Source organism: Pseudomonas sp. AG1028, assembly GCF_007993955.1.
GTDB classification, from domain to species: domain Bacteria; phylum Pseudomonadota; class Gammaproteobacteria; order Pseudomonadales; family Pseudomonadaceae; genus Aquipseudomonas; species Aquipseudomonas straminea.
Window position 1 is genome coordinate 38042 of the sequence record NZ_VIVP01000012.1, and the last position, 23146, is coordinate 61187.

The following is a 23146-nucleotide window of genomic DNA, read 5'->3' on the forward strand; positions in this document are numbered from 1 at the left end:
ACGACATGCCTTCCATCGACCTCAACAGCGACCTGGGCGAGAGCTTCGGCCAATGGTCCATGGGCGACGATGCCGCGATGCTCGACATCGTCACCAGCGCCAACGTCGCCTGCGGTTTCCACGCTGGCGACCCGGCCGGCATCCTGCGTACCCTCAAGGCCGCTGCGGCCAAGGGCGTGACCATCGGCGCCCATGTCGCCTACCCGGACCTGGTCGGCTTTGGCCGCCGCAATATGGATATCGCCAGCGACGAGCTGACCGCCGACGTGATCTACCAGATCGGCGCCCTGCAGGCCCTGGCCACTGCCGCCGGCACCACGGTGCGCTACGTGAAGCCCCACGGCGCGCTCTACAACACCATCGCCCACGACACGCGCCAGGCCCTGGCGGTGATCGAGGCGATTCGCGCCGTGGATGCACGCCTGGTGATGGTCGCCCTGGCTGGTTCGCCGCTCATCGAGCTGGCCCGCCGCGAAGGCCTGACCTGCATCGCCGAAGCCTTCGCCGACCGCGCCTACACGCCGCAAGGCACCCTGGTGTCGCGCCGCGAAGTGGGCGCCGTGCTGCACGACGCCGAACAGGTGGCCCAGCGCATGCTGCGCCTGGTACAGACCGGCGAGGTCGAAGCCATCGACGGCAGCGTCACCTGTATCGAAGCCGACTCCATCTGCGTGCACGGCGACAGCCCCGGCGCCATCCAGATGGCCCGCGAGGTGCGTCAGTTGCTGGAGCAGTCCGGCGTATCCCTGCAAGCTTTCGCCGGAGCCGCCCGATGAACGCCATCCAACGCGCCCAGCTGGCCGCCATTGCCGCCGCCCGCCAGGCCCGCGCCGAGTACCGCAACGGCCGCGTCGCGCCTACGGCCGGTATCGCGCCGGGCATGACCCAGGCCAACCTTATCGCCCTGCCCCGCGACTGGGCCTATGACTTTCTGCTCTACGCCCAGCGCAACCCCAAGGCCTGCCCGGTGCTCGACGTGAGCGACGCCGGCAGCCCGCACACGGTACTGGCCGAGGGCGCCGACCTGCGCACCGACCTGCCGCTGTACCGCATCTGGCGTGAGGGCAAGCTAGCCGAGGAAGTCAGCGACGCCACCGCCGCCTGGGCGGAACACACCGACATGGTGACCTTCCTGATCGGCTGCAGCTTCACCTTCGAGACCGGCCTGCAGGAAGCCGGCATCGAAGTGCGGCACATTGCCGACGGCTGCAACGTACCGATGTACCGCACCAACCGCGCCTGCCGCCCGGCTGGGCGCCTGCATGGCGAGATGGTGGTGTCGATGCGGCCGATCCCGGCGGATCGCGTCGCCGAGGCAGCCGGCATTTCCGGGCGCTATCCCTCGGTACATGGCGCTCCGGTGCATATCGGCGAGCCGCAACGCCTGGGCATCGCCGATCTGCAGGCGCCGGATTTCGGCGACGCGGTGCGCATCGAGCCCGGCGAAGTACCGGTGTTCTGGGCCTGCGGCGTGACGCCCCAGGCGGCAGTCATGGCCTCCGGCGTGCCGTTCGCGATCACCCATTCGCCAGGCCATATGTTCATCACCGACGTGCCTGACAGCACGTACCACGTATAGGACAAGCCCGTGCGTTTTCTCCCAGCCAACCTCGATACGCTGCTCGTCGAACTGCAGGATCTCGACGAGACCCTGGCGCTGTTCGACGCGCTGCAGGCCGAGCCTATCGCCGGGGTCGAGGAAATCGTCCCGGCGGCCCGTACCCTGCTGATCCAGTATCGGCCCAGCGCCGTCGACCGCCAGGCGTTGATCGACGATCTCGCCCGCCGCGACCTGAGCCGGCGCAGCGCCCGCGAGAGCCGCCGCGTGGAAATTCCTGTGCACTACAACGGCGAGGACCTCGACGAGGTCGCCGGGCTGCTCGGCATCAGCCGTGAAGAAGTGGTGCGCCGCCACACCAGCGCCGATTACGAAGTGGCCTTCTGCGGCTTCGCCCCCGGCTTCGGCTACCTGGCCGGCGGCGCCGACTTCCAGGTGCCGCGCCGGCAGACGCCGCGCACGCGCATTCCAGCCGGTGCCGTGGCCCTGGCCGGCAATTTCAGCGGTATCTACCCCAAGGCCAGCCCCGGTGGCTGGCAGATCATCGGCGTCACGCCGCTACAGATGTGGGATTTGGGCCGCGACGAGCCGGCCCTGCTGCGCCCCGGCTACAAGGTGCGCTTCCAGGATGCCGGCCCACTGCCGGCTGGTGGTTTGCCAACGCACGAGCAGCCAACTGCCGGTGAAACGCCAACCGGCGCTTATCTGGAAATCCTCAGCCCCGGCCTGCAAACGGTGCTGCAGGACCTCGGTCGCGCCGGCCATACCGACCAGGGCGTGTCGATGTCCGGCGCGCTGGATCGCGGTGCCCTGCGCGCCGCCAACCGCGCAGTGGGCAACGACTCAGCCTGTGCCTGCCTGGAAGTGGTGCTCGGCGGCCTGAGCTTCGTCTGCCACGGCCGCACGCTCATCGCCGTCAGCGGGGCGCAGACGCCCATCACCGTAACCACCGTCAGCGGCCTGCAGTGGCAACCCGGCAATTACCAGCCCATCGAACTGGATGACGGCGACCGCGTCAGCCTCGGCGCGCCCCAGGCCGGGCTGCGCAGTTACTTGGCGATTCGCGGCGGCTTTCAGGTGGCGCCGGTGCTGGGCAGTTTGTCCTACGACAGCCTGGCCCAGGTCGGCCCGCCGCCGCTCAAGGCCGGCGACCGGCTGGGTTTCGATACGATCAGCGCCGGTTGCAGCGTATCGACGAGTGAAGGCCCGGCTTTCGAGCTGCCCACCGCCAAGGACATCATCACCCTGGACGTGGTCATGGGCCCGCGCAGCGACTGGTTCACCCCGGCGGCTATCGAGCGCCTGAGCAGCCAGCTGTGGCGCGTCACGCCGCAATCCAACCGGGTCGGTATTCGTCTCGAGGGCGAGGTACCGCTGGAGCGCTGCAACCCTGCCGAGTTGCCCAGCGAAGGCACCTCACTGGGCGCCATCCAGGTGCCCGCCAGCGGCCAGCCGGTGCTGTTCCTCGCCGACCATCCGCTGACCGGCGGCTATCCGGTGATCGCCGCCGTGGCCAGCCACCACCTGGATCTGGCCGGGCAAATCCCCATCAACGCGCAGATCCGCTTCAACCCGATCGAGGTGTTCGTCGAGCTCGAGCCCGACGCCTCCCTTCTCACTGCCGATGCGAAGAACCAACCATGAAAAAAGTCCTGATCGCCAACCGCGGTGAAATCGCAGTGCGCATCGCCCGCGCCTGCCGCGACCACGGCGTGGCCTCCGTGGCCGTGTACGCCAATGCCGATATCGATGCCCTGCACGTGCGCCACGCCGACGAAGCCTATGGGCTGGACGGCGAGCGCCCGGCCGACACCTACCTGAACATCGGCAAGCTGCTGGCCATCGCCAAGCGCGCAGGCGCCGATGCCGTGCACCCCGGCTACGGTTTTCTCTCCGAGCGCGCCGACTTCGCTCGTGCCGTGCAAGACGCCGGGCTGATCTGGATCGGCCCGAACCCGGAAACCATCGACGTGCTCGGCGACAAAGTCGAGGCACGCAAACTCGCCCAGCAGGTCGGCGCGCCCCTGGTTGCCGGCACCCCCGGCCCGGTGCAGAGCGCCGCCGAAGTGCTGGCCTTCGCCGAGCAGCACGGCCTACCGATCGCCATCAAGGCCGCGTTCGGCGGCGGTGGGCGCGGCATGAAGGTCGCCTGGCGCATGGACGAAGTGGCCGAGCTGTATGCCTCGGCGGTGCGTGAAGCCGAGGCCGCCTTCGGCCGCGGCGAGTGCTTCGTCGAGCAGTTCCTCGACCGCCCGCGCCATATCGAAGCCCAGGTGATCGCCGATAGCCAAGGCAACGTGGTGGTGATCGGCACCCGCGACTGCTCGCTGCAACGCCGCAACCAAAAGCTGGTGGAGGAAGCGCCAGCACCTTTCATCACCGATGAGCAGCGCCAACGCATTCATCAGTCCGCCCACGATATCTGCGCCAAGGCCGGCTACGTTGGCGCCGGCACCGTGGAATACCTGCTCAGCGCCGACGGCACCCTGTCGTTCCTGGAAGTGAACACCCGCCTGCAGGTCGAGCATCCGGTAACCGAGGAAACCGCGGGCGTCGACCTGGTGATCGAACAGCTGCGCGTCGCCGACGGCCTGCCACTGTCGTTCACTGAAACGCCGACTCCGCGCGGCCACAGCTTCGAATTCCGCATCAACGCCGAGGATGCCGGCAAGGGCTTTCTGCCCACCCCGGGCAAGATCAGCGAATTCCGCTCCCCGAGCGGCCCGGGCGTGCGCCTGGACAGTGGCGTGGAAAGCGGCTCCAGCGTGCCTGGCACATTCGACTCGATGATGGCCAAGCTGATCGTCACCGGCGCCACCCGCGAGCAGGCCATCGCCCGCGCGCGCCGCGCCCTGGCCGAGTTCCAGATCGACGGCATCGCCTCGGTGCTGCCCTTCCACCGCGCGGTGATGGATCACGACGATTTCACCGGCGGGCACTTCGCCGTACACACGCGCTGGATCGAAACCGACTTCGCCGAGCAGATCACCCTGGCACCGCGTACCTTGCCGGTGGCCGGCGAGGCGGTGCTACGCACCTTCATCGAGATCGACGGCAAGCGCCACGAACTGGGCCTGCCGAGCGCCCTGCTGCAAGGTCTGGCGCCATTGGACGGTAACACTCAGCCAACGCCTCAAGCCGCTGCGCCGGCTGCCGGAGAAGGCCTGGTCAGCGCGCCGATCTCCGGCAACCTGCACGCCTGGCTGGTCGAGGACGGCGCCCAGGTCAAAGCCGGTGAGGTGATTGCGGTGATGGAAGCCATGAAGATGGAAACCCAGGTCACCGCCCCGGCGGATGGCACCCTGCGTATCCGTGAACAGGCCGGCGCCTATCTGGACGCCGGCGCGGCGCTGGCCAAACTCGAAGGCTGAGATCGGCCCCGGGTATCGCTACGCTCCACCCAGGCTACACCCGTGGGAACGGGCCATGCCCGTGATTTCGCGCGCATGGCGCGCTTCCACAGGATGTAGCGCGGTAGGGCGTACTCGCGAAGCAGTACGCCGTTGCCCTTTTGCCAGGATCGGCATGGTTTGGCGGACTGTTCGCTTCGCTCCTGAGTCCGCCCTACGAACTGCGTCCGAAGTAGCCTGGCGCTGAGCGCAGCGATACTGAGGAAGTCGAAAACAAGAAGGGCAGCCTAGGCTGCCCTTCTTGTTTTTCGCTCGGATCAGAGCGAGCCCTGCTCCGCCAAGGCCACGGCCTTGAACATCGCGCGGCGCTTGTTGAGGGTTTCTTCCCATTCCAGTGCAGGCACCGAGTCGGCAACGATGCCGGCACCGGCCTGGACGTGCAACTCGCCGTCCTTGATCACTGCGGTGCGGATGGCGATGGCGGTGTCCATGTTGCCGTTCCAAGCGTAGTAACCGACCGCGCCACCGTAAACGCCGCGCTTGACCGGTTCCAGCTCGTCGATGATTTCCATGGCGCGAATCTTCGGCGCGCCGGACAGGGTGCCGGCCGGCAGGATGGCGCGCAGGGCGTCCATCGAGGTCAGCCCTTGCTTCAGCTCACCAGTGACGTTGGAGACGATGTGCATGACGTTGGAATAACGCTCGATGACCATCTTCTCGGTCAGCTTCACCGAGCCGATTTCCGAGACGCGGCCGGTGTCGTTGCGGCCCAGATCGATGAGCATCAGGTGCTCGGCGACTTCCTTGGCATCGGCCAGCAGATCCTGTTCCAGCGCCAGGTCCTGCTCCTCGGTGGCGCCACGGGGGCGGGTGCCGGCTATGGGCCGCACGGTGACCAGGTTGTCCTCGACACGCACTAGCACTTCCGGCGACGAGCCGACCACGTGGAAATCGCCGAAGTTGAAGAAGTACATGTACGGCGTCGGGTTGATGCAGCGCAGCGCGCGGTACAGGTCAATCGGCGCGGCCTTGAAAGGGATTGACATGCGCTGGGAAATCACCACCTGCATGCAGTCGCCGGCCAGGATGTAATCCTTGATGGCATCCACCGAGCGCTCGTAATCCTCGCGGCTGAAGCTGGAACGGAACGCCGGCTCCGCACCCGCCGGCTTGTTCAGATCCACGCCCAGGCGCGGCGTGAACGGCTGACGCAGCTTGTGCAGGATGTCCTGCAACTGCTGCTGGCCACGGGCGAACGCATCGGCTTCGGCGGGGTCGGCCAGGACGATGGCGTGCATCTTGCCGGCCAGGTTATCGAACACCACCACGGCATCGGAGACGTTGAGCAGGATGTCCGGGGTGCCCAGCGCGTCGGGGTTCACCCCGGCGGCCAGCTTGGGCTCGACGTAACGCACGCTGTCATAGGCGAAGTAACCGACCAGGCCGCCATTGAAGCGCGGCAAGCCGGCGATGCTCGGCACCCGGTAACGGGCCTTGAAATCCTCGACGAAGGCCAGCGGGTCGGCACATTGGTGACGCTCGACTTCGACGCCGTCGGTGGTGATCACCACCTCGTGACCGTGCACGCGCAGCACGGTGCGCGCCGGCAGGCCAATGATCGAGTACCGGCCCCATTTCTCACCGCCCTGCACCGATTCGAGCAGGTAGGAGTTGGGCGCGTCGGCGAGCTTCAGGTAGATCGACAGCGGGGTGTCGAAGTCGGCGATGGTTTCGCAGGCGAGCGGAATGCGGTTGTAGCCTTCGGCGGCTAAACGCAGGAATTCTTCGTGGATCATGATCAGCCTCGTGGCATGAGAAATCGGTCGGGTGCAAACGGGCCGCGCGCAGCGGCAGGGAATGTCAGGCGCGCCAGCGCCAACGGGCCAGGGCCTTGATGACTTTCATCCAGAGTTTGCAGGTGACCGCCACGGGAGCATCTCGAAGAGGGGGAAACAACGAGCGGCCAAGGTAGCGCAGCCGCTCGACGCAAGCAACCGATTGCCGCTACAGCAGCTCGGCCATGCTATCGACCACCAACTGCGGCTCTTCTTCGGCGATCGGTCGACCGTGGTTATAGCCGTAGCTGACCGCCACGCAGGGCACACCGGCGGCGCGAGCGGCGAGTACGTCGCTGCGCGAATCGCCGACGAACAGCGATTGCGCGGCCGTCACCCCGGCCAGGCGCATCACCTGCAGCAAGGCAGCCGGATCGGGCTTCTGCTGCGGCAGGGTATCGCCGCCGATGATCCAGCGGAAATAACCACCGAGGCCGACCTGCTCCAGCAGCGGCGCGACGAAACGCTCCGGCTTGTTGGTGACCACCGCCAGTTCGACGGCGGCGGTACTCAGGGCTTCGAGCAGTTCGTGCACACCCGGATACAGGGTGATCAGCTCGTGGCAGTCGGCATAGATATCGAGAAAGCGCGCCAGCGCCTCGTCGCTTTCAGCCTCACCCACCGCAGAATGATCCAGGCCACCGGCCAGGGCGCGGCGCACCAGCACACGGGCGCCATTGCCGACCCACTGGCGCACGCGCTCGACACCGGCAGGCTCGCGGCCCAGTTCGACCAGCATGCGGTCGACGGCCGTGGCCAGGTCCGGTACCGAGTCGACCAGGGTGCCGTCCAGATCGAACATCACCAGGCGCGGCAGCTCACCGGCGCACAGCGCGCGCAGCGGTTTCATCTACGCACCTGGGCCAGTTCGGCGCGCATGGCGTCGATCACCGCCTTGTAGTCCGGCTGGTTGAAGATCGCCGAGCCGGCGACGAAGGTGTCGGCGCCCGCTTCGGCGATCTCGCGGATGTTCTGCACGTTCACGCCGCCGTCGATTTCCAGGCGGATCTCGCGACCGCTGGCGTCGATCAGCGCGCGGGCTTCACGCAGCTTGTCGAGGGTGCCGGGGATGAACTTCTGCCCGCCGAAGCCGGGGTTGACGCTCATCAGCAGGATCATGTCGACCTTGTCCATCACGTACTTGAGCACGTCCAGCGGGGTGGCCGGGTTGAATACCAGGCCGGCCTTGGCGCCACCGGCCTTGATCAACTGCAAGCTGCGGTCGACGTGCTCGCTGGCTTCCGGGTGAAAGGTGATGTACGAGGCGCCGGCCTCGATGAAGTCACCGATGATGCGATCCACCGGCTTGACCATCAGGTGCGCGTCGATGGGCGCAGTGATGCCGTACTTGCGCAGCGCCGAGCAGACCATCGGGCCGATGGTCAGGTTGGGCACGTAATGGTTGTCCATGACATCGAAATGCACGATGTCCGCCCCGGCGGCGAGTACGTTGTCCACTTCCTCACCCAGGCGGGCGAAGTCGGCGGAAAGGATCGACGGGGCGATGGCGAAGGGTTGCATGGCGCACCTCTGAGTGCTGGGTCACGGTGGCGCGCATTGTACTCGCTGAGCGAATGGCTGCCAGCGTGGCCGATGGTCGTACCGTTCTCTCCGGTGCCAGAAATAAAAGCTTGGCCTACTCCCGAGAAAGGCGGCCAGTATCCTGCGGTTGAGCGCAGCGATACCCAGGTCGACCCCGCGTGTCGCAGCGTTCGACCCGGGCTACCTGTCCTACGTGGAGGGCGCCCTAGCGGCGAGTTTCACAGCCAGTCGCGGCTAAAGCACGTCCCATAGCCTGTACCGGCGCCTCAGATACCCAGGCAGAGGTACTTGATCTCCAGGTACTCGTCCAACCCGTACTTGGAGCCTTCACGCCCCAGGCCGGACGCCTTGATGCCGCCGAACGGCGCCACCTCATTGGAGATCAGCCCGGTGTTGATGCCGATCATGCCGTACTCCAGCGCCTCGCCGACACGGAAGGCGCGGGCCAGGTCGCGGGTGTAGAAATAGCCGGCCAGGCCGAACTCGGTATCGTTGGCCTGGCGCACCACTTCGGCTTCGTCGCTGAAGCGGAACAGCGGCGCCAGCGGGCCGAAGGTCTCCTCGCGGGCCACGCGCATGGCGCTGGTCACGTCGGCCAGCACGGTGGGTGCGAAGAAATTGCCGCCCAGCGCCTGACCGCCCTGCAGCACCCTGGCGCCCTTCTCCAGCGCATCGGCCAGATGGCTCTGCACCTTGGCCACGGCGTTGGCGTCGATCAGCGGGCCGGTGGTCACGCCGGCCTCGGTGCCCGACCCGACCTTGAGTTTTGCCACCGCCGCCGCGAGCTTCTCGGCGAAGTCATCGTACACGCCGTCCTGCACGTAGAGACGGTTGGCGCACACGCAGGTCTGCCCGGCGTTGCGGTACTTGGCGACCATGGCGCCCTCGACCGCAGCGTCCAGGTCGGCATCGTCGAAGACGATGAATGGCGCATTACCGCCCAGTTCCAGAGACAGCTTCTTCAGGGTCGGCGCGCACTGCTCCATCAGCTTGATGCCGACACCGGTGGAGCCGGTGAACGACAGCTTGCGCACGATGGGGTTGGCGCACAGCTCACCGCCCACTTCGCGGGAGCGCTCGGCATCGGCCGGCAGCACGCTGAACAGGCCGGCCGGAATGCCGGCGCGCTCGGCCAGCACGGCCAGCGCCAGGGCGCTGAACGGCGTCTGCGGCGCCGGTTTGAGCACCATGGCGCAGCCGGCAGCGAGGGCCGGCCCGGCCTTGCGGGTGATCATCGCCGCCGGAAAATTCCACGGGGTGATCGCCGCAGCCACACCGATCGGCTCCTTGGTGACGATCAACCGCTTGTCAGCTTGATGGCCCGGAATGGTGTCGCCATAGACGCGTTTGGCTTCCTCGGCGAACCACTCGATGAACGAAGCGGCGTACAGCACTTCACCCCGCGCTTCGGCCAGCGGCTTGCCCTGCTCGGCGGTCATGATCTGCGCCAGGTCGTCCTGATTGGCGAGCATCAGTTCGTACCATGTGCGCAGGCGCGCGGCGCGCTCCTTGGCGGTCAGCGCGTGCCAGGCTGGCTGCGCCGCCTGGGCGGCCTCGATGGCGCGGCGGGTTTCCTCGGCGCCCAGATTGGGTACCAGGCCCAGGGATTGGCCATTGGCCGGGTTGAAGATTTCCGTGGCACGGCCATCGGCGGCATTGCACCACTGGCCGTCGACATAGGCCTGGTGACGCAGCAGATCGGGATCGTTGAGTTGCATGATTGACTCCTCCGGCCAGGGCCTGATGCCCTGGCGGTAATGATGAGAGGGAAAGCGGTCACTCTGCCGGCGGCAGATCCTTGCTGAAGGTCTGGTCGTTCTCGCCGCGGAAGAAACGCGTGCCGTAGATCAGTACGCACAGGCCCAGGCCGATGGCGAACGCCCAGGCGGCGCCCTTGATCGCCAATACCGCGCCTATCACCCCGGCGATACCCAGGTCACGCTGGCTGCGCGCCTCCATGATGCCCAGGCGCACGCTGACGTAACCCTGGATCAGCAGGGTCAGCGCCAGCGCCACGCCGAGAATCGGCTGCACCAGAGTGACCACCGGCAACAGCAGCAGGCCGGTGTTGGTGCCCCAGCGGAACGAGCCGACTCCGCCGTAGATAGACTTCATCGCCTTGGGGCCACCCTTGAAGCGTTCGGTGATCACCACCTGCATGGCCGCCCACTGCGGCCCGCACATGGCCACGTCAGGGCCGAACACGCTCATGAAGGCATTACGCCCGCCGAAGATCAGGTGCGAACGATTGGGGTTGAAGTCGATCTTCTCGTCGGTGCGCACCTTGCCGCCTTCCTCGAGGATCGCCTTGTTGCTGAGCACGTCGCCGAACACCACCAGATAGGCGGCCAACACCGTGGGCAGGGCGGTGAGAAACATCATCAACGGCGGCATGCCGAGGCCGAACACGGTGTATTCCTGCCACAGGGTGACGAAGTCCGGCTTGCTGATGCCCCACTCGATGTTCGGCCACGGCGCCTCGCCAAAGATCGGCGCGACGATCACTGCCAGGAGAATGATCGGGAAGATGCCCAGCTTGGCGAAATTCCACCAGAAGCGGCTGCGCTTCTTCAGCGCCTGGAAGTGCATGGAGAACACCAGGTAGAAGGCCACGCCGATAGCAATGGAAATGGTCCAGGGAAAGGCATCGAAACGACCGCCTTCCTTGAACACGGTGACCACCGCGCTGAGGCCGGCGCCCATGATGATCCCCGCCTTGAGGGCCGAGGGCACCAGCGACACCACCTTGCGCGCCATGCCGGTCATGCCCAGGCCGATGGAAAATACCCCCAGCATCAGCTGGAAGGCGATCAGCGCATGCACCCGCTCAGGGCCCTCCGGGAACTGGGCGCAATAGGCCATGAGCATGGGGATGGCCGGGGTGATCCAGCCTGGCACCACCGGGTCGCCGAGCAGGTGGTGCACCAGGTACAGCAGGCCGTTGAGCATGACCACCGCCAGCGCCACCTCGAAGGGCATGCCGAGGAACTCGGTCATCAGCGGGATCGCCGCCAGATCCACCGCACACATGAGCAGGCCCTGCATGTAGTCGGAGATCTCAAAGCGGTAGTGGATGAAAGGCAGGCGCAGCTTGAATGGCCCCAGGGGCGTGTAAGGCGCTTCCGGGGCTTGTTGATGCAGCTCGGACATCGTGGATTTACCTAGTGTTATTAGTATCGGTCGTAAACCAGCACGCCCCGACGGAACCGGGGCGCTTTCATCAGGTGCAGCGGATGGGTCAGTAGGCGGCGCGGTAGATCTGCTCGATATCACCGGCGGTCAGGCGCCGCGGGTTGTTGCGCATCAGGCGGTCGATCTTGCTGGCCTCCTCGGCCATGGCCGGGATGGCGTCCTCGGGCACGTTGAAGCTGCGCATACCCTTGGGAATGTCGACGCTGGCACACAGCTCGGCCATGGCCTCGACGGCCAGGTCGGCGGCGGCCTTGTCGCTCAGGCCGTGCGTTTGCACGCCCAGAGCGCTGGCAATCTCGGCCATGCGCTCGACGCAGGCCAGTTTGTTCCAGGCCATCACGTAGGGCAGCAGCAAGGCGTTGCTGACCCCATGGGCGATGTTGAAGCGCCCACCTAGCGGGTAAGCGAGCGCATGCACGGCGCCGACACCGGCGTTGCCGAAGGCCATGCCGGCCATCAAGCTGGCGGTGGCCATGTCTTCGCGTGCCTTGATGTCGGCCGGGTTGGCGTAGGCTTTGGGCAGCGCCTTGGCGATCCGCCTGATGGCGCCGATGGCCAGGGCATCGGTGATCGGCGAGGCATGCACCGACAGGTACGATTCCACCGCGTGCACCAGGGCATCGACGCCGCTGGCGGCCGTCACGCTGCGCGGGCAGGTCAGGGTCATCACCGGGCTGACCAGGGCCACATCGGGCAGCAGGTAGTCGCTGACGATGCCTTTTTTAAGCTGCGCCTTCTTGTCCGACAGGATCGATACGTTGGTCACTTCCGAGCCGGTGCCGGCGGTGGTCGGGATGGCGATCAGCGGCGGGCCCTTGCGCTTGACCTGATCGATGCCGAACAGCTCTTCCAGCGCGCCGTCATGACCGACGTAACCGGCCACCGCCTTGGCGATGTCGATGGCGCTGCCACCGCCGACGCCGATCAGGCCGTCATGGCCGCCGTCGCGGTACACCTTGGCGCAGGCCTCGACGATGGCAATTTCGGGCTCCGGCTTCACACCGTCGAAAATGCCGTAAGCACGCTCGCCGAGCTGCTTGAGCACGTGGTCCACGGTGCCCGACTTGATCAGGATGGCGTCGGTGACGATCAGCGGGTTGGCGATGTTCAGGCGGGGCAGTTCGTGCGCCAGTTGCTCGACGGCGCCCTGCCCGGTGAGCAGCTTATTGGCGATCTTGAAGGCGGAAATAGTCATCATCAGGCCCTTTTTGTGCGTTGTCTTGCGGACGGGTTCGGGCCTGTCATAGCGATTCCTGTGCCAGCCTCGCGAAACCCTCGCCGTAGAAGGGTTGCGTCGATATGTCACAGGTTAGCGGCGGTGGCTTTCGATCAGAAAATGGATCAAATCACCGCCATTTGATCCATTTTCCAATCAGCCTTGCTCCCAGCGCTTCATCTTCTGCACCAGCGTCGCCTGGCTCAAGCCAAGCGCCCTGGCGGCTTCACGGGTGGTCTTGTGCTGCACCAGCGCATCGCGGATCAGCCGCCGTTCGAGCTGCTCGACCTGCTTGCGCAGCGGCAGGCTGCCTTCCCTGGGGCTCGCCGGCAGGGCGCGCATTTCCTCGGGCAGGTCGAACAGCTCCACGGCCTCGCCGGTACAGGTCACCACCAGCCGCTCGACCAGGTTGATCAGCTCGCGGATGTTGCCGGGCCAGGCGTAATCGGTGAGCGCATCCAGGGCTTCCAGCCCCCAGGCCAGTTCCCGCCCGTAACGAGCGTTGAATTCGGCCAGGTAGAAATCGAGCAGTGGCTGAATCTCCTCCGGTCGCTCGCGCAGCGCGGGAATATGGATCGGCACGACGTTGAGGCGGTAATAAAGGTCGGCGCGAAAGTGCCCTTCGGCGACCATCTGACGCAGGTCATGGTGAGTGGCGGTGATGATGCGCACGTCCACTTCCTTGAGCTCCAGGCCGCCCACCGGGATGAAGCGGCTCTCCTCGATCACCTTGAGCAGCTTGACCTGCAGGGCCAGCGGCAGGTCGCCGATCTCGTCGAGAAACACCGTGCCCTGATGGGCCAGCTCGAGCAGCCCGCGCTTGCCCTTGCTGCCGGCGCCGGTGAAGGCACCCGCCACGTAGCCGAACAGCTCGGCCTCGATCAGGTTCTCCGGCAACGCACCGCAGTTGAGTGCCAGGAACGGCTGGGCCGCGCGCGGGCTGCGCTTGTGGATGTACTGGGCGATCAGCGTCTTGCCGACGCCGGTTTCGCCTTGCAGCAGCACCTTCACGTCGCTGGCGGCCACCTGCCGGGCCTGGGCGAACAGGCGCCCGGAAGCCGGCAGGTTGGCCACCGGCGAGGCATCGAGCAAATCGTCACGCTGGCCGGCGTGCAGCTTCGCGGTGCTGTTGCGCAACTGCTTGAGCTGCTGCAGTTCATCGCGTTCGTGCTTGATGCGCAGCAGTTCGGTCATGTCGCGCACCGTGCTGACCACATAACGCACGCGGCCGGCCGTATCGAGAATCGGCGTGCCACTGACCAGCAGGCGCTTGCCCTGGCTGACGCTCTGCATCAGCGACAGGGCGCGACCCTCCTTGAGCACCCGCAGGGACACCGACTGGGAGATCACGCCCTGCTCCACCAGCGCCTGCATGTGCTGGCCGACCACATCCTCGCTGCGCAGACCGGTCAACCGCTCGTAGGCACCATTGACCTTGAGGGTGATGCCGTCGGCGTCGGTGATGTAGACGCCGTCGTGCAGCGCGTCGAGCAACTCGCGAAAACTGGGGTCGTCGAAATCCATCGGGCTTTCCAGGTACGGGCGGAAGACCTGGCAGTGTACTCGCAGACGACGACAGGCATGAAAACCCGCCAGGGCGCGAGCGAAAACGGCGGCATAAAAAAACCGCCGCAACCCAAAGGGCTGCGGCGGCTACGGCTACGCCGCGAAAACGCTTATTCGCTGACCTGGGTGCGCATCTTCTCGCTGCGCCCGCGCAGCCATTCCAGGGTCAGCAGCAGCAGAATCGAGAAGCCGATCAGCAGGGTCGCCGCGGCGGCGATGGTCGGGCTGAGGTTCTCGCGGATACCGCTGAACATCTGCCGTGGCAGGGTGACCTGCTCGGGGCCGGCGAGGAACAGGGTGACCACCACCTCATCGAACGACGTGGCGAAGGCGAACAGCGCGCCGGAGATCACGCCCGGTGCGATCAGTGGCAGGGTCACCCGGCGGAACGCAGTGATCGGCGAGGCGCCGAGGCTGGCCGCCGCACGCACCAGGTTGTAGTTGAAGCCCTGCAGGGTCGCCGACACGGTGATGATCACGAAGGGCACGCCGAGTACCGCGTGCACCACGATCAGCGACAGGTAGCCGTTGGCCAGGCCCAGCGGTGCGAAGAACAGGTAGCTGGCAACGCCGACGATGACCACCGGCACCACCATGGGCGAGATCAGCAGGCTCATCACCAGCGCCTTGCCGCGAAACTCCGAACGGGTCAGGCCAATGGCCGCCAGGGTGCCGAGAATCATCGCCAGCACGGTCGCCGCCGGGGCGATGATCATGCTGTTCTTGAGGGCGCGCATCCAGCCAGCCGAGCCGAAGAAGTCCTCGTACCAGCGCATCGAGAACCCTTGCATCGGGTAGATCAGAAAGGTGCCGGAGTTGAACGACAGCGGCACGATGACCAGGATCGGCAGCACCAGGAACAACAGCACCAGGCCGCAGAGCAGGCGCAAGCCGTAGTACCAAGCGCGCTCAACAGGAGACATGTAAGGACTCAGCATTTTCTAATCTCCGTTCATTAACCCAGACGCAACCGACCCGCACCCACCAACCAGCTGTACACCACGTAGAGCAGCAGCGTGGCGACCAGCAGCAAGCCGCCCAGCGCGGTGGCCATGCCCCAGTTGATGGTGGTGTTGGTGTAGAAGGCGACGAAGTAGCTGACCATCTGGTCGCTCGGGCTGCCGAGCAGCGCAGGCGTGATGTAGTAGCCGATGGACAGGATGAACACCAGCAGGCAACCGGCGCCGACACCGGCCAGGGTCTGCGGGAAGTACACCCGCCAGAAGCTGGCGAACGGGTGACAGCCCAGGGAAATCGCGGCGCGCATGTAGGTCGGCGAAATGCCTTTCATGACGCTGTAGATCGGCAGGATCATGAACGGCAGCATGATGTGCACCATGGAGATGTACACCCCGGCGCGGTTGAACACCAGCTCCAGCGGCTGGTCGATCAGCCCCAGCTTGATCAGCGCCGTGTTGATCAGCCCGCCGGACTGCAGCAGCACGATCCACGCCGCCACGCGCACCAGGATCGAGGTCCAGAACGGCAGCAGCACCATGATCATCAGCAGGTTGCCCTGGCGGGTCGGCAGGTTGGCCAAGAGATACGCTAGCGGATAGGCCAGCGCCAGGCAGATGGCGGTGATCACCGCGCCCATCCAGAAGGTGCGGGCGAAGATGTCGAGATAGATGGCCTGGTCCGGGGTGGTCTTGACCACGGCGCCGGAGTCGTCGACGCGATGATCCAGCGCAGCGAGCAGGTAGTAGGACGTCCACGAGCTGCTGTTGCGGCGAATCACCTGCCAGTAGGCAGGGTCGCCCCAGCGCTCGTCGAAGGATTCCAGCGCATCCTTGTAGGAAGCAGGCTCGGCTTCGAACGGCAGCGAGCGGCCGGTCTTGGCCAGCAGGCTGCGATAGCCGGCCAGCTCCATGTTCAGGCGCTTGGACAGATCGCCCAGCTTCTGTTGTTCGCGGGCGTCGGCCAGGTCCAGGGCCAGCGCCTTGTAGACAGGCTCTTCGGGCAGGCCGCGGCCGTCCCAGCTGTCGATGGCTTCGACGGTGCGCGGCAGCGAGCCGACCACGTCCGGGTTATCCACGCTGCGGTTGAGCAGCGCCACGATCGGCACCAGAAAGGTGAAGACGAGAAACAGCACCAACGGCAGGATCAGGGCCTGGGATTTCAGGCGATTCATCCGCTCGGCGCGCGCCAGCCGCTGCTTGAGCGTAGGGCCGGCGACCTCGGCATTGGGCACTGCTAGGGCCATGGGGATAACTCCGGTGAAGCCAATAAGAATTCGGGGGTAAAGCCGGAGCGCCGATACGCCAGCGCTCCGTTAAGCGAAGGGGCAAGGCGCTCACGCCCTGCCCCGCTGCGCGCCGTTACTTGGCGGCCCAGGCGTTGAAACGCTGCTCCAGCACTTCGCCGAAGTCGGCCCAGAAGGTCACGTCCATGGCCACCTGGTTGGCTATGTTCTGCGGAGCGGTCGGCAGGTCGGCGGCGACCTTGGCGTCGAGCAGGTCGACAGCTTTCGGATTCACCGGGCCGTAGGCGATGTTTTCCGAATAGGTCTTCTGGTTTTCCGCCTGCAGGGTGTAGGCGATGAACTTCATGGCCTCGTCCTTGTTCTTCGCGCCCTTCGGGATGGCCCAGGCGTCGAAGTCGTAGATGCCACCGTCCCATACCACTTTCAGGCTGCTGCCCTCTTTCTGGGTGGCGGCTATGCGGCCGTTGTAGGCCGAGCTCATGACCACGTCACCGGAAGCGAGGTACTGCGGCGGCTGAGCACCGGCTTCCCACCACTGGATGTACGGCTTGAGTTCGTCGAGTTTCTTGAACGCGCGCTCCTGGCCGTCCTTGCTCGCCAGTACCTTGTAGACGTCTTTCGGCGCGACGCCGTCGGCCATCAGGGCGAACTCGAGGGTGTACTTGGCGCCCTTGCGCAGGCCGCGCTTGCCCGGGAATTTCTTCACGTCCCAGAAATCCGCCCAGCTGGTCGGCGCGGTGCTCAGCTTGTCGGCGTTGTAGGCCATGACGGTCGACCAGACGAAGAAGCCGACGCCGCACATCGACGCCGCGCCCGGCACCAGGGCCTTCTTGTCGCCGACTACCGCGTAGTCGATCTCTTCGAACAGGTCTTCGTCGCAACCACGGGCCAGTTCGGGGGACTCGACCTCGACCAGGTCCCAGGACACGCTGTTGGTGTCGACCATGGCTTTGACCTTGGCCATCTCACCGTTGTACTCGCCGGCGATGATCTTGCCGTTACCGGCCGCTTCCCACGGCTGGTAGTAGGCCTTGACCTGGGCGTCCTTGTTGGCGCCACCGAAGTTGATGACGGTGAGGTCTGCAGCGTGAACCTGTGCAGCGCAAACCAGGCCCAGTGTCAGCGCGGAAAGGGAGAATATCTTCGACATTTTTATGTTGGCTCCAAGTGCTGTGGTAAAGCGCAAAACGCCGATCATTCCGCCGACAGCGGATCGAGGGCGCGAACGTGCTCGACCTGCCAGCCGAGCGGGATCACATCACCGACCGCGAGCCCGGGATCGAGCTCGGCAATCGGCTGTTTGACGAAGAAGTCGGTCTTGCCACAGACCTCCAGGCGCACGCGCACGTGGTCGCCCAGGTAGATGAATTCCGATACGCGGCCGGAGAAGCGGTTGTCGCAGCCCTCGGCGGCGGTATTGAGGCGAATGCGCTCCGGGCGGATCGACAGGCTCACGGCATCACCCGGTTGGCCGACGTTGACGGCCAGGGCCTGGACCTTCTCGCCCCGGCCCAGCTGTACGGTGCAGGTGTCGCCCGTACGCTCGACCAGTTCGCCGGCGAAGCGGTTGTTCTCGCCGATGAACTGCGCCACGAAGGTGTTGCGCGGCGACTCGTAGAGCTCGCGCGGCGGGGCGATCTGCTGAATCTCGCCCTGGTGGAACACGGCGACGCGGTCGGACATGGTCAGCGCTTCGCTCTGGTCGTGGGTCACATAGACCACGGTCACGCCCAAGCGCTGGTGGATGTGCTTGATCTCCATCTGCATGTGCTCGCGCAGTTGCTTGTCGAGCGCGCCGAGCGGCTCGTCCATCAGCACCAGCTGCGGTTCGAACACCAGGGCGCGAGCCAGGGCTACACGCTGCTGCTGGCCACCGGAGAGCTGCGCCGGGTAACGGCCGGCGAAGGCGTCCAGCTGCACCATGGACAGGGATCGTTTGACCTTCTCGCCGACGTCGGCCTTGCTCATGCCGCGCACGCTGAGCGGGAAGGCCAGGTTCTCGGCCACCGTCATGTGCGGGAACAGGGCGTAGTTCTGGAACACCATGCCGATGTCGCGCTTGTGCGGTGGCACGTTGTTCAGGCGCTTGCCGGCCAGGGTGATCTCACCGGCGGTGGGCGTCTCGAAGCCGGCCAGCATCATCAGGCTGGTGGTCTTGCCGGAGCCGGACGGCCCGAGCAGGGTCAGGAACTCGCCCTTGCGAATATCCAGATTGAGATCTTTGACGATCAGGTTCTCGCCGTCGTAGCTCTTCTGCACGCCACGAAAGCTGACCAGGATGTCGCTCGAAGAAGTGTCGCCCATCACCGCACCTGCCTGTTGTTCTACCGTGCCCCAAGACTAGAACCGGCGTTAGAACCTGGAAATCGGGCGTGCTGACACTTTGCTATAAGGCAGGCGGAAAGGCGCTTGTAGGGCAATCCCTACAGCGATGTCGCGATTGGGTAAGTATCGGCGCTCCGGTGACGGCAGCATGCAGTGCCGCGCAGCAGAGCATGTCGCGAATGGATATGCGGCGCGCTCAGATCAGCTTGTGCTCGACCGCGTAACGCACCAGATCGGCCACCGAATGCAGGTTGAGCTTCTGCATCAGCCGCGCCTTGTGCGTGCTGATGGTCTTGCTGCTGAGCGCCAGGTGGGCAGCGATCTCGTTGACGCCCTCGCCCTGCACCAGACGCTCGAACACCGAAAACTCGCGCTCGGAGAGCAGCGCGTGGGGCGGCCGAGAGTCGGTCAGGCCGACCTCGAAGACCATGCGGTCGGCCAGTTCCGGGTCGATGTAGCGCCCGCCGCCGGCAACCTTGCGGATGGCGGTGAGCAGCAACGCCGGGTCACTGTCCTTGGTGGCATAACCCGCCGCGCCGATCTTCAGGGCGCGGGCGGCCATCTGCGCCTCATCATGCATCGACAAGACCAGAATCGCCGGCGGCTGACTCAGCGCACGAATCCGCGGAATCGCCTCCAGGCCATTGACGCCGGGCATGGAGATATCCAGCAGCACCACTTCGCAGGGCGTCTGCCGCAGGGTTTCCAGCAACTGCTCGCCGTTGCTCGCCTCGCCGACTACCTGCAGGTCGCGGGCCATGCCGATCAACTGCTTGATGCCCTCGCGGACGATGGTGTGGTCTTCGGCTACCAGTACTCGGATCACGCGTTTGGCCTCTGTTCGATCATCGGGTCGCACTCGCTCAGCGGCACCCGCACGCGCAACAGAGTACCTTCGCCAGGCCGGCTGTCGAGGTTCAATTGTCCGCCGAGCATCAGCACACGCTCGCGCATGCCGACCAGGCCGAAGGAGTCGGCGCGCACGCTGGCCGGGTCGAAACCCCGGCCATCGTCGCTGATCGACAGGCACAGGCTGTCGCCCTGCAGCTCCAGACGCACCGTCACCGTGTGCGCCTGGGCGTGGCGCATGACGTTGGTCAGCGACTCCTGAAGAATGCGGAACAGCCCGGTGGCCTTGGCGTCGCTCAGCGGCGGCACGTGTTCAGGCACCTCGACCAGGCACGGGATCTGCGTGCGCGCTTCGAAACGCCGCGCCTGCCATTCGATGGCCGAGGCGATACCGGCATCCAGAATCGGCGGGCGCAGCGCGGTGGCCACATCACGCACCAGCTGGAACAGGTTGGCGATCAGCTTCTTCATGTTGTCCAGCCGCTCGCGCAGGCCGGGGTCGAGGTCGGCGAAGCCCAGCTCGCACATTGAGGTTTCCAGCTTGAGCACGGTGAGCACCTGACCCAGCTCGTCGTGCACCTCGCGGGCGATGCGCGCCTTCTCTTCCTCGCGCACGCTTTCCAGGTGCGCGGACAGATCGCGCAGGCGCGCCTGGGATTCGGCCAGCGCCAGTTCATTGCGCTTGTTGTCGCTGATGTCCCAGACCACCCCGTCCCAGATCACCCGACCATCGGCCAGGCACCGGGCCATGGCCTTGATATCGACCCAGCGCGAATCCCCTGTGTGGGTAAGCATGCGGCCCTGCCAGTGCCAGTCGCTGTCGCTGTCGAAGGCCTGGTCCTGCACGCGGTGGTAGTCGGCCTTGTCGTCCGGGTGCACGAGGCTGCGCAGGCCGTGATCGGGCGCCAGCAGGGTCGCCGCACGATAGCCAACCAGGCTCTCGCTGCCTTCGCCGATAAAAGCGAACAGCGCCGGATCACCGGGCCGCGCCCGTTCCAGGCGAAACACCACGCCCGGCACGTTGGCGGCAATGCCCTGCAGACGCGCCTCGCTCTCCTGCAGCGCGGCCAGGGCGCGGCGGCGATCGGTGACATCGGTGATGAACACCACCAGGTACTCGGTATCGCGGTACTGCAAAAAGCTCAGCGACACGTCGACCGGCAGACGGCTGCCATCGGCGCGCAGGCATTCGGTCTCGAAACTCGGAGGACGCTCGTCCCCTTTACGTGCCAGGCGCCACAATTCGAGCCAGCGGTCCATGCTCATGCCCGGCTCGAAATCGCTCAGCGGTCGGTCCACCAGCGCGCCGCTGCGGTAGCCGAGCATCGCCTCCGCAGCCTGGTTGGCGTAGCGCACGTGGCTGTCCCAGTTGACCCAGAGGATGCCGACCGTGCTGTTGTCGATGGAGAACTGCGACAGGCGCAAGGCGTCGCGGGCAATCTCGCGCAGCTCAACCTCATGGCGCGCGGCCAGCAGGCGAAACTCCAGGGTGTCGCGCTGGCGCCGCAGCCACCACGCCAGAAGCAGGGCAAACACCAGCAGCAGGCCAAGCAACAGACTGCTCGCCCGCCAGAAACTCGCCGAGCTTTCCTGCTGCAGGTAGCTGGGCGGCAGCCAGCGATTGTGCAAGTCATCCAGCTCCCGCGCCGAAACGCTGCGCAAGGCGACATCAACGATGCCTGCCAGCTCCGGCCTATCGCGCCGAGTGGCCACGCGCAGCAGCTGCGGAAAGCCGATATCACCGACGATGGCCAAGCCGAGGAACTCAGGCTCGCGGGACAGCCGGCCCAGCTGGGCTTCGTCGAGCACCGCATAGCTGGCCTGCTGATTGACCACCCGCTGCAGCGCCTGGCGTGGCGTGGCGGTGACGTCCAGCTTGAGCCTTGGGTAGTTGCTGCGCAGGTAGTCGAGCACAGCATCGGAGCCTTTCAGGGCGACCGGTGCACGACCATCGAGCTGCTCCAGATCGACCGCGCCGCCGCCATCGCGCTCGCCGATCACCAGGTTCGAAACGCGCAGAAAAGGGTCGGAAAACAGCCAGTGGCGCAGGCCGGCTGGTGTCTGGCTGAGCCCCGAAGCCAGGTCGATCTGATCGCTGCGCAGCGCCTGCTCCAGTTCCTCAGGCGTCTGGAAGGTGCGCCAGCGCACCTGCGTACCCATCAGCGCGGCCAGGGTGTTGACGATCTCCACGTTGGCGCCGGTCAAACGATGCAGGCGGCGGTCGAGCTGAGCATAGGGCGGCTGTAACACCACGCCTGCACGCAGCACCGGGTTGGCGGCGAGCCACTGCTGCTGGGCGGCGTCGAAGATCCTCGCCGGTGCCACTGGCGGCTCATCCGCCCACAGCGTGGCGGGGATGCTCAGGATCAGAAGAAACAGCCAACGCAGGATCATGCACGAACACCAGAAACGAATCGGAAGCCACCATGCTGAACACGGGACGGCACTGGCCGCATTAAGCACCATCAGGATCTGACAAATCCACGACAAGTGATTAGGCTGCCTTGCATCGAATACTTCCAGGCCTTGCCATGACGCGCCTTCGCCACCTACCCCGCTACGCCCTGTTTCTGACCCTGCTGGCCAGCGCCCTGGCAGCGCACGCCGAACAAAGCCCACCTGCCGATGCCGCAGACAAGAACGCGGCCAAGCCCGAGCAGCGCGCGCCGCTGGCCGAGCGCAGCGATCTGGAAGCATCGGCCCTGGAACGCCAGTTGGCAGCCAGCGAACAGCAGCAGCTCGACGCTGCCGGCACCACCTTTCTCGCCCTCTGGCGACCCGCCAACGACCCGGCGCCCATGGGCGCGGTGATTCTCGTGCCAGGCGACGATGAAAGCGCCGACGCGCCGCCGACCGTCGGTCCACTGCGACGCAAAATTCCGGACGCCAGCTGGCACAGCCTGAGCCTGACCCTGCCAGATCCGCAAGGCGCCAATCTGCCGGTGCGTAAACCAGAGGCACCGGCCAGCGGTGACAGCAAAGCTACCGGGCCCGCTGCCGAAAAGGCGCCGGAACCCGCTGCGCCGGAGCCAGCCACACAAGCACCACCGCCTGACGCCGAAGCGGCCCGCACCGCACACGTCGAGCGAGTATTCGCCCGTATCGATGCTGGCATCGCTTTCGCCAGTCAGCAGCAGGCCAAGGTCGTGGTGCTGCTCGGCCACGGCAGCGGCGCCTACTGGGCGGCGCGCTATATCGCCGAGCGCAAACCCGCCAACGTACGCCATCTGGTGCTGGTCGATGTGAGTCAGCCGGAGGGCTTCGACGCGCCGTTCAACGACCTGCTGGGGCAGCTCACTGCCAAGGTCGGCGACTTCTATTACCGCGACACGGCAGCCGCGCGGCAGGCCGCCCTGGGGCGCAAGCAGCTCAGTCAACGGCAAAAACAGCCTGAACTGGTACAGATTGCCCTGGACGCCATGCCAGGCAACCCGGATGTCGCTCAGGAGCAGCTGTTCCGTCGCCTGCGTGGCTGGCTGGACAAGCATGCCGGCGGCGCCAAGTAGCCGC

The 23146-nt window shown here is 65.9% G+C and carries 18 protein-coding genes; 5 read left to right on the forward strand and 13 right to left on the reverse strand.

Annotated elements, in window-relative coordinates; translation table 11 throughout:
- Window positions 1-5 precede the first annotated feature (5 nt).
- Genes FB481_RS19515 through FB481_RS19530 form a run of 4 tightly spaced genes read left to right on the forward strand, consistent with a single transcriptional unit; the run spans window position 6 to window position 4929 of the window.
- Window positions 6-776, forward strand: coding sequence for a LamB/YcsF family protein (locus FB481_RS19515; RefSeq protein ID WP_147177445.1), 771 nt, complete (start codon window positions 6-8; stop codon window positions 774-776).
- Complete coding sequence (locus FB481_RS19520) at window positions 773-1579, forward strand: putative hydro-lyase (protein ID WP_147177446.1); 807 nt, start codon at window positions 773-775, stop codon at window positions 1577-1579. Before FB481_RS19515 ends, FB481_RS19520 begins: the two co-directional genes overlap by 4 nt.
- 9 nt (window positions 1580-1588) lie before the next feature.
- Window positions 1589-3202: a 5-oxoprolinase/urea amidolyase family protein gene (locus FB481_RS19525; RefSeq protein ID WP_147177447.1), complete on the forward strand. Its 1614-nt coding sequence runs from the start codon at window positions 1589-1591 to the stop codon at window positions 3200-3202.
- Window positions 3199-4929, forward strand: coding sequence for a biotin carboxylase N-terminal domain-containing protein (locus FB481_RS19530; RefSeq protein WP_147177448.1), 1731 nt, complete (start codon window positions 3199-3201; stop codon window positions 4927-4929). Before FB481_RS19525 ends, FB481_RS19530 begins: the two co-directional genes overlap by 4 nt.
- 296 nt (window positions 4930-5225) lie before the next feature.
- Here the strand turns inward: FB481_RS19530 and trpE are convergent, their stop codons facing one another.
- The 13 genes from trpE to FB481_RS19595 all read right to left on the reverse strand — a co-directional run bounded on the left by trpE (window position 5226) and on the right by FB481_RS19595 (window position 22030).
- Entirely contained in the window at window positions 5226-6704 is a 1479-nt protein-coding gene (gene trpE, locus FB481_RS19535; RefSeq protein WP_093507268.1) for an anthranilate synthase component I, read from the reverse strand.
- Between the two features lie 208 nt (window positions 6705-6912).
- Window positions 6913-7593 (reverse strand): phosphoglycolate phosphatase, encoded by a 681-nt coding sequence (locus FB481_RS19540; protein WP_093507266.1) that lies wholly within the window; start codon window positions 7591-7593, stop codon window positions 6913-6915.
- Window positions 7590-8264: a ribulose-phosphate 3-epimerase gene (gene rpe, locus FB481_RS19545; RefSeq protein WP_093507264.1), complete on the reverse strand. Its 675-nt coding sequence runs from the start codon at window positions 8262-8264 to the stop codon at window positions 7590-7592. Before rpe ends, FB481_RS19540 begins: the two co-directional genes overlap by 4 nt.
- Before the next feature lie 287 nt (window positions 8265-8551).
- Window positions 8552-10003 carry an NADP-dependent succinate-semialdehyde dehydrogenase gene (gabD, locus tag FB481_RS19550; RefSeq protein WP_093507262.1) on the reverse strand — a complete coding sequence of 484 codons (1452 nt, stop codon included), beginning with the start codon at window positions 10001-10003 and terminating at the stop codon, window positions 8552-8554.
- Window positions 10004-10061: 58 nt separating this feature from the next.
- Window positions 10062-11435 (reverse strand): hypothetical protein, encoded by a 1374-nt coding sequence (locus FB481_RS19555; RefSeq protein ID WP_093507260.1) that lies wholly within the window; start codon window positions 11433-11435, stop codon window positions 10062-10064.
- An 88-nt stretch (window positions 11436-11523) separates the two neighbouring features.
- Window positions 11524-12672, reverse strand: coding sequence for an iron-containing alcohol dehydrogenase (locus FB481_RS19560; protein WP_147177534.1), 1149 nt, complete (start codon window positions 12670-12672; stop codon window positions 11524-11526).
- A 177-nt stretch (window positions 12673-12849) separates the two neighbouring features.
- A complete protein-coding gene (locus tag FB481_RS19565) occupies window positions 12850-14217 on the reverse strand; it encodes a sigma-54-dependent Fis family transcriptional regulator (RefSeq protein ID WP_093507258.1) in 1368 nt (455 codons plus the stop codon).
- A 152-nt stretch (window positions 14218-14369) separates the two neighbouring features.
- Entirely contained in the window at window positions 14370-15197 is an 828-nt protein-coding gene (locus FB481_RS19570; RefSeq protein WP_075933866.1) for an ABC transporter permease, read from the reverse strand.
- A 17-nt stretch (window positions 15198-15214) separates the two neighbouring features.
- Complete coding sequence (locus FB481_RS19575; RefSeq protein WP_093507256.1) at window positions 15215-16462, reverse strand: ABC transporter permease; 1248 nt, start codon at window positions 16460-16462, stop codon at window positions 15215-15217.
- Between the two features lie 115 nt (window positions 16463-16577).
- Window positions 16578-17612, reverse strand: coding sequence for an ABC transporter substrate-binding protein (locus FB481_RS19580; protein WP_147177449.1), 1035 nt, complete (start codon window positions 17610-17612; stop codon window positions 16578-16580).
- Window positions 17613-17656: 44 nt separating this feature from the next.
- Window positions 17657-18766: an ABC transporter ATP-binding protein gene (locus tag FB481_RS19585; protein WP_093507252.1), complete on the reverse strand. Its 1110-nt coding sequence runs from the start codon at window positions 18764-18766 to the stop codon at window positions 17657-17659.
- Between the two features lie 217 nt (window positions 18767-18983).
- Window positions 18984-19613 carry a response regulator transcription factor gene (locus FB481_RS19590; RefSeq protein ID WP_093507250.1) on the reverse strand — a complete coding sequence of 210 codons (630 nt, stop codon included), beginning with the start codon at window positions 19611-19613 and terminating at the stop codon, window positions 18984-18986.
- Window positions 19610-22030, reverse strand: coding sequence for a PAS domain S-box protein (locus FB481_RS19595; RefSeq protein ID WP_147177450.1), 2421 nt, complete (start codon window positions 22028-22030; stop codon window positions 19610-19612). Before FB481_RS19595 ends, FB481_RS19590 begins: the two co-directional genes overlap by 4 nt.
- A gap of 137 nt (window positions 22031-22167) precedes the next feature.
- On the opposite strand from FB481_RS19595, the gene FB481_RS19600 reads away from it, so the two are divergent.
- Entirely contained in the window at window positions 22168-23142 is a 975-nt protein-coding gene (locus FB481_RS19600) for an alpha/beta hydrolase family protein (RefSeq protein ID WP_147177451.1), read from the forward strand.
- Window positions 23143-23146 lie beyond the last annotated feature (4 nt).

Coding starts and splice junctions, on each gene's coding strand:
- FB481_RS19515 (WP_147177445.1), top strand. CDS start 6: ATGCCTTCCATCGACCTCAACAGCGACCTGGGCGAGAGCTTCGGCCAA.
- FB481_RS19520 (WP_147177446.1), top strand. CDS start 773: ATGAACGCCATCCAACGCGCCCAGCTGGCCGCCATTGCCGCCGCCCGC.
- FB481_RS19530 (WP_147177448.1), top strand. CDS start 3,199: ATGAAAAAAGTCCTGATCGCCAACCGCGGTGAAATCGCAGTGCGCATC.
- trpE (WP_093507268.1), bottom strand. CDS start 6,704: ATGATCCACGAAGAATTCCTGCGTTTAGCCGCCGAAGGCTACAACCGC.
- FB481_RS19540 (WP_093507266.1), bottom strand. CDS start 7,593: ATGAAACCGCTGCGCGCGCTGTGCGCCGGTGAGCTGCCGCGCCTGGTG.
- rpe (WP_093507264.1), bottom strand. CDS start 8,264: ATGCAACCCTTCGCCATCGCCCCGTCGATCCTTTCCGCCGACTTCGCC.
- gabD (WP_093507262.1), bottom strand. CDS start 10,003: ATGCAACTCAACGATCCCGATCTGCTGCGTCACCAGGCCTATGTCGAC.
- FB481_RS19555 (WP_093507260.1), bottom strand. CDS start 11,435: ATGTCCGAGCTGCATCAACAAGCCCCGGAAGCGCCTTACACGCCCCTG.
- FB481_RS19560 (WP_147177534.1), bottom strand. CDS start 12,672: ATGACTATTTCCGCCTTCAAGATCGCCAATAAGCTGCTCACCGGGCAG.
- FB481_RS19565 (WP_093507258.1), bottom strand. CDS start 14,217: ATGGATTTCGACGACCCCAGTTTTCGCGAGTTGCTCGACGCGCTGCAC.
- FB481_RS19570 (WP_075933866.1), bottom strand. CDS start 15,197: ATGCTGAGTCCTTACATGTCTCCTGTTGAGCGCGCTTGGTACTACGGC.
- FB481_RS19575 (WP_093507256.1), bottom strand. CDS start 16,462: ATGGCCCTAGCAGTGCCCAATGCCGAGGTCGCCGGCCCTACGCTCAAG.
- FB481_RS19580 (WP_147177449.1), bottom strand. CDS start 17,612: ATGTCGAAGATATTCTCCCTTTCCGCGCTGACACTGGGCCTGGTTTGC.
- FB481_RS19585 (WP_093507252.1), bottom strand. CDS start 18,766: ATGGGCGACACTTCTTCGAGCGACATCCTGGTCAGCTTTCGTGGCGTG.
- FB481_RS19595 (WP_147177450.1), bottom strand. CDS start 22,030: ATGATCCTGCGTTGGCTGTTTCTTCTGATCCTGAGCATCCCCGCCACG.
- FB481_RS19600 (WP_147177451.1), top strand. CDS start 22,168: ATGACGCGCCTTCGCCACCTACCCCGCTACGCCCTGTTTCTGACCCTG.